Source organism: Ruegeria sp. AB7 (assembly GCF_056542625.1).
This window is the reverse complement of record NZ_JBQGAC010000002.1, coordinates 213086-230350: the sequence shown is the minus strand read 5'-3', so window position 1 is coordinate 230350 and position 17265 is coordinate 213086. Positions and strand designations below refer to the sequence as shown.

The 17265-nt window shown below is 55.8% G+C and carries 15 protein-coding genes; 8 read left to right on the top strand and 7 right to left on the bottom strand.

The window, feature by feature from the left end; genetic code table 11:
* The 5 genes from ACR0EN_RS07095 to ACR0EN_RS07075 all read right to left on the bottom strand — a co-directional run bounded on the left by ACR0EN_RS07095 (nt 1) and on the right by ACR0EN_RS07075 (nt 5330).
* The gene (locus ACR0EN_RS07095) at nt 1-1314 is read right to left on the bottom strand and encodes a TRAP transporter large permease subunit (RefSeq protein ID WP_170393803.1); all 1314 of its coding nucleotides are present in this window, start codon (nt 1312-1314) and stop codon (nt 1-3) included.
* A 4-nt stretch (nt 1315-1318) separates the two neighbouring features.
* Complete coding sequence (locus ACR0EN_RS07090; RefSeq protein WP_170406962.1) at nt 1319-1852, bottom strand: TRAP transporter small permease; 534 nt, start codon at nt 1850-1852, stop codon at nt 1319-1321.
* 70 nt (nt 1853-1922) lie between these two features.
* A complete protein-coding gene (locus ACR0EN_RS07085) occupies nt 1923-2897 on the bottom strand; it encodes a TRAP transporter substrate-binding protein (RefSeq protein WP_170393799.1) in 975 nt (324 codons plus the stop codon).
* 52 nt (nt 2898-2949) lie between these two features.
* A complete protein-coding gene (locus ACR0EN_RS07080; protein WP_170818362.1) occupies nt 2950-4200 on the bottom strand; it encodes an NAD(P)/FAD-dependent oxidoreductase in 1251 nt (416 codons plus the stop codon).
* On the bottom strand, nt 4197-5330 hold the full coding sequence (locus tag ACR0EN_RS07075; protein WP_480585896.1) for an enolase C-terminal domain-like protein: 1134 nt from the start codon (nt 5328-5330) through the stop codon (nt 4197-4199). Before ACR0EN_RS07075 ends, ACR0EN_RS07080 begins: the two co-directional genes overlap by 4 nt.
* Before the next feature lie 96 nt (nt 5331-5426).
* On the opposite strand from ACR0EN_RS07075, the gene ACR0EN_RS07070 reads away from it, so the two are divergent.
* Entirely contained in the window at nt 5427-6347 is a 921-nt protein-coding gene (locus ACR0EN_RS07070; RefSeq protein ID WP_170406952.1) for a LysR family transcriptional regulator, read from the top strand.
* Here ACR0EN_RS07070 and ACR0EN_RS07065 read toward each other — a convergent pair.
* Nucleotides 6308-8002, bottom strand: coding sequence for a thiamine pyrophosphate-binding protein (locus ACR0EN_RS07065; RefSeq protein ID WP_480585893.1), 1695 nt, complete (start codon nt 8000-8002; stop codon nt 6308-6310). The two genes, ACR0EN_RS07070 and ACR0EN_RS07065, sit on opposite strands and share 40 nt — an antisense overlap.
* Nucleotides 8003-8113: 111 nt before the next feature.
* Here ACR0EN_RS07065 and ACR0EN_RS07060 point away from each other — a divergent pair, with 111 nt between their 5' ends.
* From ACR0EN_RS07060 to ACR0EN_RS07030, 7 genes are all read left to right on the top strand, one after another.
* On the top strand, nt 8114-8818 hold the full coding sequence (locus ACR0EN_RS07060; protein WP_480585890.1) for a GntR family transcriptional regulator: 705 nt from the start codon (nt 8114-8116) through the stop codon (nt 8816-8818).
* Nucleotides 8815-9525, top strand: coding sequence for an aspartate/glutamate racemase family protein (locus ACR0EN_RS07055; RefSeq protein WP_170509055.1), 711 nt, complete (start codon nt 8815-8817; stop codon nt 9523-9525). Before ACR0EN_RS07060 ends, ACR0EN_RS07055 begins: the two co-directional genes overlap by 4 nt.
* A gap of 194 nt (nt 9526-9719) precedes the next feature.
* Nucleotides 9720-10727 (top strand): phosphate acetyltransferase, encoded by a 1008-nt coding sequence (gene pta, locus ACR0EN_RS07050; RefSeq protein ID WP_170818366.1) that lies wholly within the window; start codon nt 9720-9722, stop codon nt 10725-10727.
* Nucleotides 10728-10796: 69 nt separating this feature from the next.
* On the top strand, nt 10797-11828 hold the full coding sequence (locus ACR0EN_RS07045; RefSeq protein WP_170625725.1) for a putative sulfate exporter family transporter: 1032 nt from the start codon (nt 10797-10799) through the stop codon (nt 11826-11828).
* A gap of 169 nt (nt 11829-11997) precedes the next feature.
* Nucleotides 11998-13227 (top strand): AGE family epimerase/isomerase, encoded by a 1230-nt coding sequence (locus tag ACR0EN_RS07040; RefSeq protein WP_170635733.1) that lies wholly within the window; start codon nt 11998-12000, stop codon nt 13225-13227.
* Nucleotides 13228-13373: 146 nt separating this feature from the next.
* The gene (locus ACR0EN_RS07035) at nt 13374-13616 is read left to right on the top strand and encodes a hypothetical protein (RefSeq protein WP_170393778.1); all 243 of its coding nucleotides are present in this window, start codon (nt 13374-13376) and stop codon (nt 13614-13616) included.
* Nucleotides 13617-13662: 46 nt separating this feature from the next.
* Nucleotides 13663-14937 carry a hypothetical protein gene (locus ACR0EN_RS07030; RefSeq protein WP_170406931.1) on the top strand — a complete coding sequence of 425 codons (1275 nt, stop codon included), beginning with the start codon at nt 13663-13665 and terminating at the stop codon, nt 14935-14937.
* A gap of 309 nt (nt 14938-15246) precedes the next feature.
* On the opposite strand, the gene ACR0EN_RS07025 is transcribed toward ACR0EN_RS07030, so the two are convergent.
* Nucleotides 15247-16728 (bottom strand): aminotransferase-like domain-containing protein, encoded by a 1482-nt coding sequence (locus ACR0EN_RS07025; RefSeq protein WP_170625727.1) that lies wholly within the window; start codon nt 16726-16728, stop codon nt 15247-15249.
* Between the last annotated feature and the right edge of the window lie 537 nt (nt 16729-17265).

The following is a 17265-nucleotide window of genomic DNA, read 5'->3' as shown; positions in this document are numbered from 1 at the left end:
CTACCCACCGGGGCTTTGACGCAGGTTTTCGGGCAGCCACGTCGCCAACTCGGGGAACCAGATCAGAACGAACACCATCAGCACCATGATCAGGAACATCGGGATCGCAGCGCGGGCGATATAGCTCATTTCATGGTTAGTCATGCCCTGCATCACGAATAGGTTGAAACCAATAGGAGGTGTGATCTGCGCCATCTCGACAACGACCACGATGAAGATCCCGAACCAGATCAGATCGATCCCGGCGTCCCGGATCATAGGCTCGACAACAGCCATAGTCAGTACAACCGAAGAAATCCCATCAAGGAAGCAGCCCAGAATGACGTAGAAAACCAGCAGAACCATGAGCAGTTCGAACCGGGTCAGTTCCCAGCCCGCGATCAAATCCGCAAGCCCGCGCGGCAGGCCGGTAAAGCCCATCGACAATGACAGGAACGCAGCACCCGCTAGGATCAGCGCAATCATCGCACTGGTGCGGGTTGCGCCCATCAAACTTTCAGTGAAGGTCTTCCAGTTCAACGATCCCTGCCCTGCTGCCAGTAGCAGTCCTCCAATCACACCGAAAGCCGCCGCCTCGGTCGCCGTAGCATAACCCAGATACATCGATCCGATTACCACCATGATCAGCAGGATCACTGGCAACAGAAAGCGAGAGTTCTTAACCTTTTCGGAAAAGGTCAACTTGCTCTCGTCGTTGGGGTTCCAGTCTTTGCCAACTTTGGAATAGATGGCGACATAGCCCATGAACATTGCGGCAAGCACAAGACCGGGTAGGATGCCTGCAAAGAACAGCTTGGTGATGGACTCGTTGATCGTAACGCCGTACACGATCAACGTCAGTGACGGTGGGATCATTAGCCCAAGTGTTGCCGCGCCGGTCAGCGTGCCGATGACCATGCGTTCGGGATAGTTGCGCTTTCGCAGTTCCGGGATCGACATCTTGCCAACCGTAGTCAGCGTCGCCGCCGAAGAACCCGAGACCGCAGCAAACACTGTACAGCCTACGATATTCGTGTGGACCAGCCCGCCGGGCAAAGGTGCCATCCACGGCGACAGGCCTTTGAACATGTCTTCGGACAATCGCGTTCGGTAGAGGATCTCGCCCATCCAAATGAACATAGGCAAGGCAGTCAGGGTCCAGGAAGAGGACGCCGACCAGATCGTGGTGATCATGACATCGCCTACGGGGCGCGTCGTGAACAGCTCCATCCCGACCCAGGCGACGCCCATCAGGGCCAGCCCGACCCAGACACCGGTGCCCAGCAAGGTGAAAAGGACAAAGAGGAAAAGGATAATAACGGATATATTTTCCATGCTCTTACTCTCCGTGGCTCTGATCGGCCAGATCACGGGTGATGCGGTGATCACCCTTGAACAGGACATGGAACAGGTGATCGGTCAGCGCGATGGCCAGAATGACCGCTCCGATCAGCATGGTAGATTGCGGTATCCAAAGGGCGGTTTTATCTTGCCCCTGGCTGATATCGTTGAACTTCCAGCTCCAGTAAACAAAGCGATAGGCATACCAGCAGAAATACCACATGACCGCCGAACCAATCGCAAAGCACCAGATTTCCAGAATTCTGCGAAAGCCATCGGGAACCGCGTTCAGGAGAATGGAGACTCTAATATGGCTGCCTCGGTTCAGGGCGTTGGCGAAGGCCAGAAAAGACGCAGCGGCCATCGCATATCCAGCATAGTCTGGCGCGCCGGGAAACACCTCACCGGTCCAACGGGCCAGCATTTGCACGACAATCAACACCAGAATGGCAATCAGGCTGAGCGCCGCCAGAACCCCTGCTGCCAGATAAATGAAATCCAGTACGGACCTGAGCCCTCGCATTGCCGCCATGCTGTCCCCGCTGTGCTTTTTGTGGATTGGGAGCAGACGGCAGGATGAACTGCCGCCCGCATTCGAATGGTTACTGAGAGTTGAACGCGTCGACGATAGCTTTGCCTTCGTCTCCGGCGGCCTCAAGCCATTCGTTGGTCATGGTGACGCCGATTTCTTTCAGCTCATTCGTCATCTGTTCGGATGCAGGACCAACTGTCATGCCGCCATCGCGCAGACCCTGAAGCGTAAAGCCGGTATATTCCTTGGCGCGCCAGTTACCTGCATACTCGGCCAGTTCCGCGCAGCCTTTGATGACGTTCTTGTTCGCATCCGAGACACCGGCCCAGACATCCGAGTTCACCATCACGTAGTTGCGCGGCAACCAGGCATCCACTTCATAGAAGTAGTTCAGGCTTTCCCAGACCTTCCGGTCATAGCCGGTCGACCCGGATGATACCATGGAATCCGCTACTCCGGTGGCAAAGGCCTGGCTAATCTCAGCCGCCTCGATGGTGACGGGCAGCATCCCAGTCAGTTCGGCCAGGCGTGAGGTGGCGTTGTTGTAGGAGCGGAACTTGATCCCCTCCATATCCGCAACCGAGTTCACTTCGTTCTTGAAATAAAGCCCTTGAGGCGGCCAAGGCACGGCGTAAAGCAGCGTCAGGTTCTGTTCAGCCAGCAGCTTTTCGATGGACGGCTTTGCCGCATCCCACAGCTTGGCGCTGTCGTCGAACGACGTTGCCAGGAATGGGATCGAGTCAAAGCCGAACAGCGCGTTTTCGTTCTGGTGCCCAGACAGCAGACGCTCACCAATCGGGGCTTGCCCGGTCTGGATCGCACGCTTGATGTCGGCACCTTTGAACAGCGAGCCGGACGGGTGTGTGACGATTTCAATCTCACCACCGGTTCCTGTGGTGACACATTTGGCGAACTCCGCGCCGGTGGCCGAATGGAAATTCGATGCCGAATAGGCCATCGGCATATCCCATTTCTCTGCCATTACTGGCGCTGCTGCGGCAGCCGTCAGAGCGGTTGCTGCCAGAAGGCTTGTCAGTTTTTTCATCATGTTTCTCCCTGTTGAGTTTTGAGACGCCGGCGTTCTTCGCCAGTCATTTCTATGTTGCGAAACGCGAGGGCGCGTAGACGCTCATGTCAGTGTTCGGTGTTCTGCCCGCAATTATCTGGGCCAGAAGTCGCCCCGTTTTCGGCCCGCCTGTCAGGCCAATGTGATGGTGCCCAAAGCCCATATACGCACCGCTAATCCCCGGAGCCTCACCGATAATCGGGATCGAGTCGGTTGGTGCTGGGCGGTGCCCCATCCATTCCACTTCCTCCTTCCATGTCAAACCCGGGAAGGCCATCCGGGCATTCTTGCGCATCAATTCAAACGGCGCGCGTGAGGGTGGCGCATCAAGACCGCCAAATTCCACGATGCCAGCCAAACGAATGCGGCCATCCATCGGTGTGGCGACAAATTTGCCGGAAACCACCATGACCGGACTGCGCGGCATGGCAGAAGGCTCCACCAATTCAAGATGATAGCCGCGTTCGGTTTCAAGGGGAACAGAAATGCCCAAAAGCTTAGCCAAAGGCCCCGACCAAACGCCCGCAGTTACAATTGCCGTATCACACGCGATGGTTTCGCCTGCCGCCCGTATACCGGTTACGCGACCATTTTCCTGAACCACGTCATCGACCGCTGCACGTAGGATTGTGCCCCCATGTGCCTCGACATACGCCGCCAGATCTTTGACGTACCGACCTGGATCCGTGATATGGCCATGATCCGAAAGTTTCGCCGCAAAACCGATATCTTCACTATAGACCGGGTCGTAGGCGTGAAAGCCCGGGCCTTCCAATTCGTCCCATGTGAATCCGTTTCTGCGCCGAATGTCCCAGCCAAACGCATCATCATTGAAATGCGCGCGGTCCTTGTACAGGAACAGATAGTCAGACGGCACGATCCACTTTTCAGCGCCTGTGCCCTCGGCCAACGCTTTGTGGTCGTTCAGGCTATCGCCAACAATTGGCGTCAAAGCTGACGCGATGCGTTCCACATCTGATGCATTCGCATGACTCAGATAGCGGGTTAGCCAAGGGATCAGCTTTGGAAGATACCCCCATCTCAGGAACAACGGCTGAGACGGGCTTAGCAGCATTTTGGGCGCCTTCCGGAGCAGCCCTGGAACAGTCACCGGAACAATCGAGCAGGACGCCAGCACGCCCCCATTGCCATGTGAGGTGCCCTCTCCCGGTCCGGCCTTGTCGATCAGGATTACCTCGTGACCATCCCGCTGCAGCCATACCGCAGCAGACACGCCAACGATCCCGGCGCCGATGATCGCTATGGTCTTCTTCTCGCTCATGCCCCCACCGCCTTGGACACTGCATAATGCTCAAGCTTGGTTACATCAGGCCTGTTGCCGAGCCCGGGTGCGTCAGGAACTACAACTTCGCCGCTGCTTACTTGGAAAGGGCTTTCCAGAATGTCTTCTTTCAGGAAGTAGGAGGCTTGATAGAACTCGCAGCCCAAAGTGATTTCAGGGGTTGCCGCGATCATATGCGTGCCTGCCAGATGCGCCAATCCGGCTTCGAACATATCACCACCATAGGCCATCAGACCATGTGCTGCAGCAATACGCGCGACGGTTTGCCCGCGCGTAAGGCCACCGGATTTCATGATTTTCACCGATATGCCATCGCAGATACCGTCACGCGCTGCCCGCTCCATGTCTTCGGGGCCAAAGACGCTCTCATCAGCCAGAAGTGGGACGTCAATCATCTGTCGCAACTTGCCCATCATGCCGAAATGGTGGGCGCGGACGGGTTGCTCGATGAAATCCGGGGCAAATTGCGCGACATCGCGAACCTGCGCCGGTGCGTCCTCGATACTGAGCCCCTGATTATAATCTACACGAACCCTGAATTCCGGGTGGTTCTGTGCGAGATATTCCAATCGCATGATATCGAAGGCGTGATCCTTGAACCCGGTCTTGAGCTTTACAATCCGAACGCCATCGGCCTGCAATTGTGCCAGCAGCTCAACATCCTGAGCAAAATCCGGGTTCGCAATTGAGCAACTGAGTGGAATGGTTCCCCGGCACTTCCCGCCCAGCAGAGACCAAACAGGAACCTTGCTGATTCTGCCCGCAAGATCCAGCAAAGCGGTTTCCAATGCAGCTTTCGCCTCGGTGCAATGAGCCACGGCATAAGCTGCCTGTGCCATGATCGCTGAACGGTCGCCCACTCTGGCCCCAACCACAAGTGGGCGCAAATAGCGATCAAGCGCTGCATAAGTGGCCTCTGGGGTGCCCGTGAAGACAGACCAGGGAGAGGCCTCACCAAATCCTTCACTGCCGTCCTCGGATCTCAGCCGCAGGACGACGACTTCGCATGTTCCTTCGACGGACCCGATGCCATGATCACGGCGAGACGTCACGGGCAACTCAAGGTGCCAAAGATCATAGCCGATGATTTTCTGTGTCAGATCGCCCATTGCACCCCCTGCCAATGGCCGAAGCCTGCCTTGACGAGGATATCATTTCAAATACTATATTATCTAGAGGTCATCAGGAAAAATGATACTATAGCGATGTCCCTGCGATTTCGTCAGCTACAGGCTTTTCACGCCATCATGGAAACCGGCACTGTCACGGGTGCGGCCTCGGTGCTTGGGATTTCACAGCCCGGGATCAGCAATCTGTTGGCACAGCTAGAGCGCGAAGCGCGTTTACCGCTGTTTGAACGCAACAAAGGCCGGTTGCTGCCTACGCCAGAAGCTGAACTTCTATACCGCGAGGTTGATACGGTTGTTCGGGGGCTGGATCACGTAGCGCAGGCGGTCACGGATCTGCAGAACAAGCATCCGGGTCAATTGCAGATCGCCGCACCACATCTGCTATCCTTCGGCTTCATGCCGCGTGAGATCGCTCGCTTCGCAGAAAGCCGCCCGAACCTGTCGGTGAGTTTTCAGTCGCAGTATTCCTCGAAGATTCAAGAATGGGTAATCTCTGGCCTGTTTGAGATCGGCATTGTCGAGATGCCCATTCTGCATGACACACTGAACTATCAGGTCTTTGAGTTCGAAACGCTGGCGACCTTTCCGGAAACCAGCCCTTTGGCAGATTATGATGTACTCACACCTGAAATTCTAGAAAACGAACCATTCATCGTGATGGGGCCAGAGCATCAAACCCACCGACGAACTCGGGACATCTTCCAATCAGCGGGGCGCAACTGGCGGACCCAGATTCACACCCATCTGTCAGAAAACCTGCTAAGTTTCGTCAAGCAGGGCATGGGGGTCGCGATGATCGATCCCTTCACTGTCACCTTTGACGACGAGAGCGGGTATCAAACCCGCCCCTTCCGACCGGCTGTGATGCTTGATCTGGCCATTATCACCGCGAAAGGGCGACCCCTATCAACGATTGCACAGGATTTTCTGGCTCAGCTAACCCCTTCGATCGCCTCTTATGCCACCCATTCCGAAACCGGTGCAGCGGCCTCGTGAAGCGGTTGTGAGTGAATGTCGACCAATGTCGGGCCATCATGCTCGATAGCCTGTTTCAGAACTTTGGACAGGTCTTCGGGATCTTTGACAGTCCATGATTTCACACCAAAGGCGCTTGCAACAGCGGCGTGGTCGGTGCGGTTGAAATCAACATTGTAGTATCTCTGCCCAAACCCTGCGTCCTGTCCGGCCTTGATCCAGCCAAAGACCGAGTTCGAGAATACAATTGAGGTGATCGGCATGTTGTGCCGCACCATGGTTTCGAACTCACCACAGGTAAAGCCGAATGAGCCGTCACCCATCACCGACAAGGTCTTGACCGAAGGCCGTCCAACATGCGCACCCATTGCGGCACCCAAGGAATATCCTAACGCCCCATGCGCCCGGTTGGTGATGAAATGCCGCCCCGATTTCCGCCAGCGGTAGTGCGCGCTGAAATAGGGGCACGGCGTGCCGGGATCAGCGACAACAATTGCATCGTCATCCAGGATATCCATTAGCGAAGCCATGACAGCCTCGGGCCGGATCGGCGTTTCTCGGCTGGCTGCAAGCGGGGCAAACGCAGCCAATTTGGCCGCCCATGCCGCGTTTGATTTGGCTGCCCCGCCCAGCCTGGGCAGGTCTTGGCGTGCCGCCAATGCGTCCGCCAATGCTTCCAGCGCGAGACGCGCGTCGGCACAAATAGCGACTTCGGTCGGATAGTTGGCTCCGATCACCATCGGGTCACTGTCGATATGAATGATGGTGGCATCGCGCGCAGGGCTTCTCCAGCGCTCGGTCGTGACGGATCCCGCGCGACATCCGATGAACAGAACGACATCCGCCGCATCTACCACAGCGCGGGTGGCAGGCACCCCGCCATTCGATCCGACAACACCAAGCGCGAGCGGGTCTGTCTCGGCAATCGAGCCCTGCCCCGACACGGTCGTGGCGACAGGCATTTCCAACAGTCCCGCAACCCGGCGCAGTGCGTCGCTTGCCCCTGATAGAACGGGTCCACCGCCACAAACGGCTACAGCGGATTTAGACTTTGAAAGTATCTCTGCTGCCGCCTCGACCGCATCCATGTCGGGGCCTGCACGTTCCGCCGGATAGCTGCGATGTCTTGCATCCGCCCAGATCTCTGCCTCGTCCACCGGCGCTTTCTGAGTATCGAAGGGCAAGGCAAGATGTGTGGCCCCAGGTGTACCGGTGGTCATTGCACGGAATGCCGCACGAACCATGGCCGGCAATCGTGTGGCGTCATCCAGCGACGCATTCCACTTGGCCAGCGGCTTGAACAGCGCGGGTTGGTCCAATTCGGTCAGCGGGTACTTTCCCCGGCTGGTTGTCGCCACATCCGAGGTGATCGCAAGAATAGGAACCGAGCTTTCGTTGGCTTCGACCACCCCAGGTAGGATGTATGTCGCCCCGCCTCCAGACGGGCCTTCGCAGACACCCGGCTTACCTGTCACCCTTGCATAACCATCCGCCATGTAGGCCGCATGACGTTCATCCCGCGTCAGAATGTGCTGAATACCGTGATCCATCCGAGATAGCGCATCATAGAATGGCAAGGTTGTATCACCACATAGGCCGAACATGTGCTTCACGCCATGCGCCTCAAGCATACGGACCATTGCCTCGGCTCCGGTCAGGTAATTCGTTCCTGTCATGGTCGGCGACTCCCTCAATCTAATCTGCACACAGATCTGTATACAGTTTTGTATATTGATTTCAAGACTGGCCTGTGGCACCTGTGGGGCAATGACCAAAAGGCAGTACCAATGGCAGGTCCACGCGTTGATGATATCTACGATCAGGTGAAGGCCATGGCGGTTTCATTCCGCCTGCGTCCCGGCGATCGTTTGAACGAGGTCGCCCTGTCGAAAGAGCTGGGCGTCAGCCGCACCCCTTTGCGCGAAGCACTGAACCGGCTGGTTGCCGAACGTTTATTCGACTTCCGCCCGGGACAGGGTTTCTTTTGCCGCCCATTGGATGCCCAAAGCATTTTTGACCTGTTCGAGCTGCGCCAAATCATCGAAACCGCCGCCGTCCGCGCAGCGTGCACCAAGGCCACCACAGAACAACTGCAGGCGCTTCACGACGAACTTTATGCGACAGGTATCGATATCACCGGGCTTACCGTTGAAGAGGCCGTCACGCGAGATGAAGCGTTTCATCTGGGCATCGCCCGGCTGTCTGGCAACATAGAATTGCTGCAAACCCTGATGCGGATTAATGAGCGCATTCGCTATATCCGATGGATTTCCATGAGTCTGGACCGGGTCCAACGCTCAAAAGACGAACATAAGCGCGTCATGCAGGCCTTGATGAACCGCGACGCTGATGAGGCCGCGCAGGCTTTGGGCACCCATATCAACAAGCGGATGGATCAGGTGCAGGACGCGGTGCGCCATGGGATATCAAGCATCTATATGGAAGGGTCGGACGATATCTCGACCCGCATCATTCAGGAGGCGCAGTCATGATCGCGCAGGGCGGAAAATCCATATACGGCGCATCTGTCGGCATCCTGATGTTGGACGCACAGTTTCCACGTATTCCCGGTGACATGGGCAACGCTCGGACATGGCCGTTTCCCGTGCTCTATCGCATCGTGCGCAACGCCTCGCCTGATCTGGTGGTCCGACAAGGTGCTGAAGGAATGCTTGGAGCGTTCATCGATGCCGCACGGGAACTTGTCAAAGACGGGGTAGACGGGATCACCACCAATTGCGGCTTTCTTTCGCTGTTTCAGGATGAACTGGCCGAGGCGGTTCCTGTTCCGGTCGCGACGTCCTCGATGATGCAGGTCGATATGGTGAACCGTATCCTTCCTGCAGGAAAGCGTGCCGGCATTCTAACCATCTCCGCCTCAACACTTACGGATGAGCACCTGCGAAAGGCACAGGTCCCCGACGGAACTCCAATTGGCACCACCGAAGGCGGCAGCGAATTCACAACCGCTATTCTCGAAAACGCATTGACGCTTGATGTGGACAAAGCCCGCGACGACAATGTCGAAGCAGCGCTTGCGCTGCAAGCGGGCAATCCCGACCTTGGTGCAATTGTACTGGAATGTACAAACATGTGCCCTTACGCGGCGGACATACAGCAGGCGACTGGTTTGCCCGTGTTTTCTATCGTCACTTTCATCAACTGGTTTCAGGCCGGACTAAACCCGCCAAGGTTCTGATCGAGTGACCCCGTAAGTCCAGAGTAGCCGCCTCCTATAGCCAGATGGCGATTCTGGACCTATCGGCAACAGCTTGACGGTGAACCAGAACCAAGCAATCAAGAAACGAAATCGGAACAGCGCCAAAACGATCATCGTTAACCTCAAGGCACCTGTTCTGACGCCGATTAACAACAGTTCAGGAACCGAGAAGCATGACGAAAACACCGATCGAGTTGTTGGCGGCCAGTGCCTCGGAAACCCGCCCAGTTGTTGCGCTGAGCGAAGGCACCGATCCCCGCATTGTTGCCGGAGGATTAGCCGCCCATAAGGCTGGTCTGGCCAATATTATTCTCGTTGGACCTGAGGCCGACGTTAAAGCGGCGCTCGCGGCAGAGGGTGGCTCAACCGGGGACGGTATCGCCATCCATGATCCTGCGCATTCGGAACTGACTGACGCTTTTGCGGCCGAGTATCATTCTCTGCGCAGACACAAAGGTGTCGATGAAGCCAAGGCACGCAAGGCCGCAGAAACTCCGCTGGTCTATGCGGCGATGCTGGTACGGCTGGGCCACGCAACCGGGACCGTGGGCGGCGCAGTCCATACCACGGGCGATGTCGTCAGAACTGCCATCCAAGTCATCGGGATGAAGCCCGATGCTGGAATGGTATCCTCGTTCTTCCTGATGTACCCACCCGAGGCCGCCGCTGAGGGCGCGCGCGCCATGCTCTATTCTGACTGCGGCTTGGTGATCGATCCGACCTCCGAAGAACTGGCAAACATTGCAGCTGCTTCAGCGGTTTCCGCGCGGGCATTGCTGCAGGAAGAGCCAAAGATCGCGATGTTGAGTTTCTCAACAAAAGGCAGCGCCCAACACCCAGCGGTGGACAAAGTCGTCAACGCGACAGAAATTCTGCGGGCGAAACACCCAGAGTTGAATGTGGATGGAGAGCTGCAATTTGATGCCGCCTTCGTGCCGTCGATTGGTGAGCGAAAATCCCCCGGGTCCTCGGTCGCGGGTCAGTCGAACGTCAAGATTTTCCCAAATCTGGATGCCGGAAATATCGGGTACAAGATGACTCAACGGCTGGGCGGTTATCTGGCGATCGGTCCGGTTTTGCAGGGGCTCGCCAAACCGGCCAATGATCTATCGCGCGGATGCAGCGCAGAAGATGTGACGCAGATCATCGCGGTGACCATCCTGCAGGCGCGCGAACCCTAAACTCGGCAGCTCGCCTGCCCCTTCGTGCGGGCTCGCGACCCATTCCTTACAAACGAAAGACTATCCGTTATGGCGTCCGCCGATCCCTCAGACCTATCCCTCACCGAGCGGAGCAAGGAGCGTGTTCGCACGCTCTTTCCCGGCGTCATGATTGCCGTAACCGTTGCCGTCGCCGCCAAGTTCCTGTCCGAGCATTATGCTACCCCGGCCATGCTGCTTGCCCTTCTATTGGGGATTGCGGTCAGCTTTCTCGGCGAAGAAGGAAAAACCGTTGAGGGGATCGGATTCGCCGCACGCACACTTCTGCGCCTTGGCGTGGCCTTGCTGGGTGTGCGCGTGTCGATGACCCTGATGCTGGGTCTGGGCTGGGACCTGATTGCCCTTGTGATCGTCGGAGTGCTGTTGACCATAGGTTTTGGCCTGTCCGTAGCTCGTTTTTTTGGCCACAAATGGCGCTTTGCCTTTCTGACCGCCGGTTCGGTCGCAATTTGCGGTGCATCGGCAGCAATGGCGATCAGTGCAATCCTGCCCAAGGACGAACGCTCGGAAGAGCGTCTGATTTTCACGGTAATGGGCGTGACCGTTTTGTCCACCATCGCCATGATCGCCTATCCGATCCTCGTTCGCTCATTAGGGATGAACGATATTGCGGGCGGTGTGTTTCTAGGTGGCACCATCCATGATGTGGCTCAGGTTGTCGGCGCGGGATTTTCGATCTCGGAACAAACCGGAGATACAGCGACGCTGGTCAAATTGTTCCGCGTGGCGATGCTGGCACCGGTGGTTTTGGTCGCTTCACTGATTATTCGTGGCTTTGCTGAAATGGACGCAGACGGGAAACGCCCACCGCTGTTGCCGGGATTCGTGTTAGGATTTCTGGTTCTCGCTGCGGCATCCTCATTCGGATTGATCCCGCCAGCGATTTCAGAATTTCTAAGCCAATGCTCTCGATGGTTGTTGCTTGTTGCGATCGCAGCTGTTGGGATGAAGACAAACCTTAAACAGATCCTGTCGGTCGGTGCAGCCGCAATCGCCCTCATCATAGTGGAGACGTTGTTCATCGCCGTGGTAATTCTGGCCGGGATTAACCTATTAACCTGAAGCAGTTACCAAGAGTTTCCGCCGACTGCGACGGCTGAACGGCAACCCCTGACAGTCCGGTGCGGGTTTGCCGATTGCCTTCGTGCGCGGTGTTTGGTTCATTGGCGACTCGCGCTTTGCAGCGCTTTTTCGTTCGATTCCGAATGGTCCCTCAAGCGAGATGAAGAATATGGACAACACCTTGCCTCTGCCACCCGGCCCGCATTCCGAACCGGGCTTTTGGCTTGATACATCTGAACACCGCACGTGGTTGAAAGATCAGGCTATGCGACAGTTGGCGTTTTTCAGCGCAAGTTGTCGGACCGAGCCAGGATTTTTCATCCTCGACCATGATGGCAGCCCGCTGCCAAACACATTGCAGGAACTGCACACGACTACACGCCTAGTGCATTCTTACGCTCTGGGGCATCTGATTGAATTTCAAGGCGCAGAGCGGATCATCGATCACGGTATGGCCTACCTCAACAGCCACCACAAAGACCGGGATCACGCCGGTTACCTTTGGGCTTTGGATGGCGACAACATCAAAGATGATCGCAAACTTGCCTACGGGCATGTCTTTGTTCTGCTCGCTGCCTCAAGCGCAAAACAGATAGGGCACCCGGAAGCTGACAAACTGCTGACCGAAGTCCGGGATATCCTTGATACACATTTCTGGGATGATGAGACCGGGTTGTTCCGCGACGAATGGAACCGCGATTGGACGCCGTTTTCCACATATCGCGGAATGAACGCGAATATGCACGGAGTTGAGGCACTGCTTGCAGCTTTTGAGGCGACAGGCGACGAAATCTATCTTACCCGCGCCGGTCGTATTCTGGATTTCTTTATCGGCCGGATCGCACCTGCTGAAAACTGGCGCTTGCCCGAGCATTTCACCTCAGATTGGCAGATTGACCGGGGCTATGCCGGTGACCCGATGTTCCGTCCCGCAGGCACGACCCCGGGCCATTCGTTCGAGCTTGGGCGACTTCAGCTGCAGCATTGGGATTTATCAGGCCGACCAAACTCGGGCGCGCCCGAGTCATCGCGACGATTGATTGAGCAGGCCCTCAAGGATGCGTGGCTGCCCGGCGGCGGCATGGCATATACGCTGGATTTTGGGGGTCGGGTCGCAAATGCGTCGCGGTTCTGGTGGCCAGTAGCTGAAGCCATTGGTGCGGTTGGAGCCCTGATCGCACTGGATAAAAGGCAAGAGGATGAAATTTGGTACAGAAAACTCTGGACCTTTGCGAATGAAACGTTCGTGGATCACCAACATGGCGGCTGGTTCCCGGCGGTGGATGAATCCGGTGACATCGTGACATCCATCTTTGACGGCAAACCGGATATCTATCATTCATTGCAGGCTTGCCTGTTCCCGCTATCGGGGCGCTTATCTCGGATGGTGCCGCTTTAGCGCGCGCGAATTCAAGCAGAGCGAGCCCCGCATCGAGCCGGCTCAATTGAAGAGTCGGGGCAAATCTGCTATGTTAAATACATTCAACACCATCCGACGACCTGCGAATTCGGATGCGTTTCTTGACGAATGGATAGGAGAGTTGAATGGCAAATCAAGCACGTGGAAAGCGAACGACCCGAAAGGGCACACTTGAGGTGAGACCACAACCATCGGCTCATTCCGCCCTGAGCGAACGGGCCGGGGCGTCAGGCCTCATGACCCCGCAAATGCTGAGCGAACGCGATGAGCGCGTCTCAAAAACTCGCAAAAAGGGCGGGCCTGCTTTGGAAGAAGATAATTCGGATCAATCCGGCAATGACGCTGATCCGACGGAACTGGATTACTAATCAATTACGCACATTTTTTTGACATGAATAGATTACGGAGGCTGCTATGCCCTCGACCCATCAGCCAAGGATTTTCAACACAATAAACCTTACGGATTTCGATACTAACGGCCAAACCTCTACTGTGGGCGAGCCGACAGTTTCCAGCAATGGAGGCCAGATTCTGGCCACTGGCAACTGGTATGCAAGTCGGTCACTGGACGGCGGCCAAAGCTGGTCTCACATGAGCCCTTTCACGTTGTTCCCACCTGTTGACGGGGGGTTTTGCTGTGACCAGACCACGATTTACGACCCAAGCCGGGATCTGCTTATCTGGCTGCTTCAATATATCGAACAGGGGGGCACCAACACACTGCGGGTTGCGGTCAAACAAGGGCGCACCTTGGGGAACGACACATGGAACATTTGGGATTTCACCCCCGCCGGGCTTGATCCCGCGTGGAACAATGAGTGGTTCGACTATAATCACGTTTCGTTGTCCGAAAACTATATGTATGCGGGCACCAATGTGTTCTCGGCCGGGGCTAACCAGTTTACCCGCTCGGTCATTCTGCGGATTTCACTGGACGAACTGGCGACCGCGGCAACGCTATCATTCGACATATTCGAAACAGAAGACAACTTTTCTCTGCGCTGCGTACAAGGCGCACGCGGCGCGATGTACTTTGCCAGCCACAACACGAACTCGCAGATCCGCGTATTCAGATGGGCCGAGAACGCCTCGGACGTAGATGAATTCGACATCGATGTCACGCCTTGGTCCGCAGGCAATTATTCCGCGCAGACCACCGGTGGCGACTGGATGTCGCGCACTGATCCACGCATTATGGCTGGTTGGCTGGGACGCGGCGTTCTGGGCTTTATGTGGACAGCTAATCGTCAGACCAACAGGCCACTCCCTTTCGTCAGGACCGTCCGCATTGACGAAGCAACCATGTCATTGATTGACGAACCGGATATCTGGAACAGTCAGATCGCGTTCGCCTACCCCTCGACAGCTGTAAACCGGGTTGGTGATGTAGGGCTTTCGGTCTTTGCGGGTGGTGGGAATTTGCATCCGAGCCATGTTGTTGGCTCATACGACGATATCGATCTGACTTGGCGGCTGGCCCTCGCTCGACGGGGCACAGACACTCCGGGTCTGGGAAAATGGGGCGACTACACCAACTGTGCCGAGGTTGCCGATGATGGCTTCACCTGGCTGGCAGCCGGGTACACGCTACAGGGCGGGAACACCCAAACTGACATCGAACCAACCATGACCTGGTTCGCACAGCAGCGCTATGACGCACCACGTCGCCATCCGCCCGTTATCGTCTAAAACATTATAACCATTTATAATTCAGGGATCTACATCATGCACAGAGCGATTAAATCACAAGGCGTAAAGTCATTCTTGCGGCAGGAAGCCCCCTGGCTACTTATCGCCTTTGTTATTGCTGACCTATTCTACAAATGGGGGTCATTCGCCCTGGAATGCGTCGGCTTTCTGTTGACTTGGTACGTCCTGAGCCTTCTAGCCAGCCTGGTGTCACGTATGCTGTGGGGGGAAAACTCAGCTGTCGGAGATTGAACCATCGATCAATATTTTAAGCTTGCGGACTGTTGGTTTGCATCCCACCCTGGGACATTACGAGTTTGTTGCGCGTAGGTCTGAAATCACTTCGGACAACAGCTCAATCCCTTTTCGGATAGAACCGGGTTGGATTGACGAGACGCCAAGACGAAAGTGGTATCTCCCTGCGGTTTTATTTGAAAAACAGGGCCCGATCGGCTCCACAATAACACCGCGTTTTAGGGCGGCTTGACATATCGTCATGGCATCCAACCGGGCCTCGGGATCAGAAAGCACAAAAACCGTTCCGCCAAATTCGCCCGTTTTCAGGAAATGGGGTAGCTTTTCACGGATCGTCGTATCAGCCAGATGCCAGCGCAGCTCATAATTCTGGCGAACCCTGCGCAACAAGCCATCATAGTACCCCAAGTTGATAAACGCGGCAGCAGTGTGCTGAAGAATCATCGGCGGATGGCGCATCATCATTCCCCGGCAATCGCGCGCGGCGTCAATAAATTCTGGCGCAGCCGCCAGATACCCCAGGCGCAAACCTGGTGAAAGACCTTTGGAAAGGCTGCCCAAATAGATCAGTCGATCCGTGTCATCCAGACTGCGCAGCGGCAGCAAAGTAGAATGCCGGTAATCCACATCGCATTCGTAATCGTCTTCGACTATGTAAAAATCATACTCTTCAGCGGCCTGCAGCAAGGCCTTGCGGCGGCGCTCGGACATCGTAACGGTGGTTGGGTGCTGGCGATTGGGGGTTACGAATACCAGGTCAGCCTCGCGCAGACGTTCATCGACGATCAGACCTTCGCTATCAATGGGTTGAAACCTTACATTCCCAAAATTTGCCTGAAGGATCTTGCGTGCATCCGGATATCCCGGATCCTCCATGACCGCAGTTTTATCGCGCCCGCCGAACAACAGGCTGGTGATAAACAACCCGTTTTGCGAACCCAATGTGATCAGGATTGAGTCGCTGGGTTCAAAAATACCGCGACGGGGCAGGATGCGCTGCCGGACCTGCTCGATAAGTTCAAAGCAATCCTCGTACAGCCCGTCCGCAGACCAGATTTTCAGGTGCTTTCGATTCATGGCCAACCGAGTGCATTCGCGCCAATCCGCAACCGGGAATGCGCCATCATCGATTTGGTTGCACACAAACGGATAGTCGTACTTGTACCAGTCATTCGGGCGCTGGATGGTTTCGATCTCTTCGGTGCGGCGCAGTTTGTTCAGTTTCTGGCCAATCGATGTGCGCTGTCTGGTGCTGGTTCGCCCAATCGCATCACCGTCCGTGCGAATCCCCACGTCAGAGCAGACATAATAACCCGAGCGGGGCCGAGCCTCGATCAGTTGCTCTTCTTCAAGCTTTCGATAAGCCGCGACGACCGTATTGATCGAAACATCGAGATCCCGCGCCAACCCCCGACATGAGGCAAGCTTTAGTCCAGACGGCATCAAACCTTCAAAAATGAGTCGTGAAATCTGCGAGACGATCTGATCTCGCAAACCGCTGGACTGAGATTTGTCGATGCTCAACCGTTGTGTCATGTCCTGTCAGGCTCTAGTCGCAAATTCTGCGACGCGATTTGCAAACTGTATCCATGTTTTCAAGTGCTCCATGCAAAGTGGAAATGACGCCAAATTCCCCAATTCTGTGCTGGCAATGCTGAAAGCAATAGCGCTCTTACTAAAAGCGTGTTGATGATAACTCAAAAAAGCGACTTCAGCCAACGCTATGTTTTTAAAGTACTTATACAGACCACAGATGTGCTTAAGCAACCTGCGCTGCCATTGTTGAACTTGAAACATCTTAACGCGCGGGACTGAATCGCGGCATCGAATAGTCACTTGGCGCGATGAAATCTGTACCCATTATTACAAACAACTGTATCTTTCTCAGTCGAACTCCTTCGCGTTTGCTGTAGCGATCCGGGAAGTTCCATGTCGAAATTAGGGATCACCCGGGCCGTTCGATGCGACTAGGGAGGGAGACCATTCGCATGGTTTTGCAGGAGTGGGATATGCGTCGACTCTGTGAACAGCGATTCAGCAGACGTTTCTCTGATGTCCGTCCGAACCCCGACG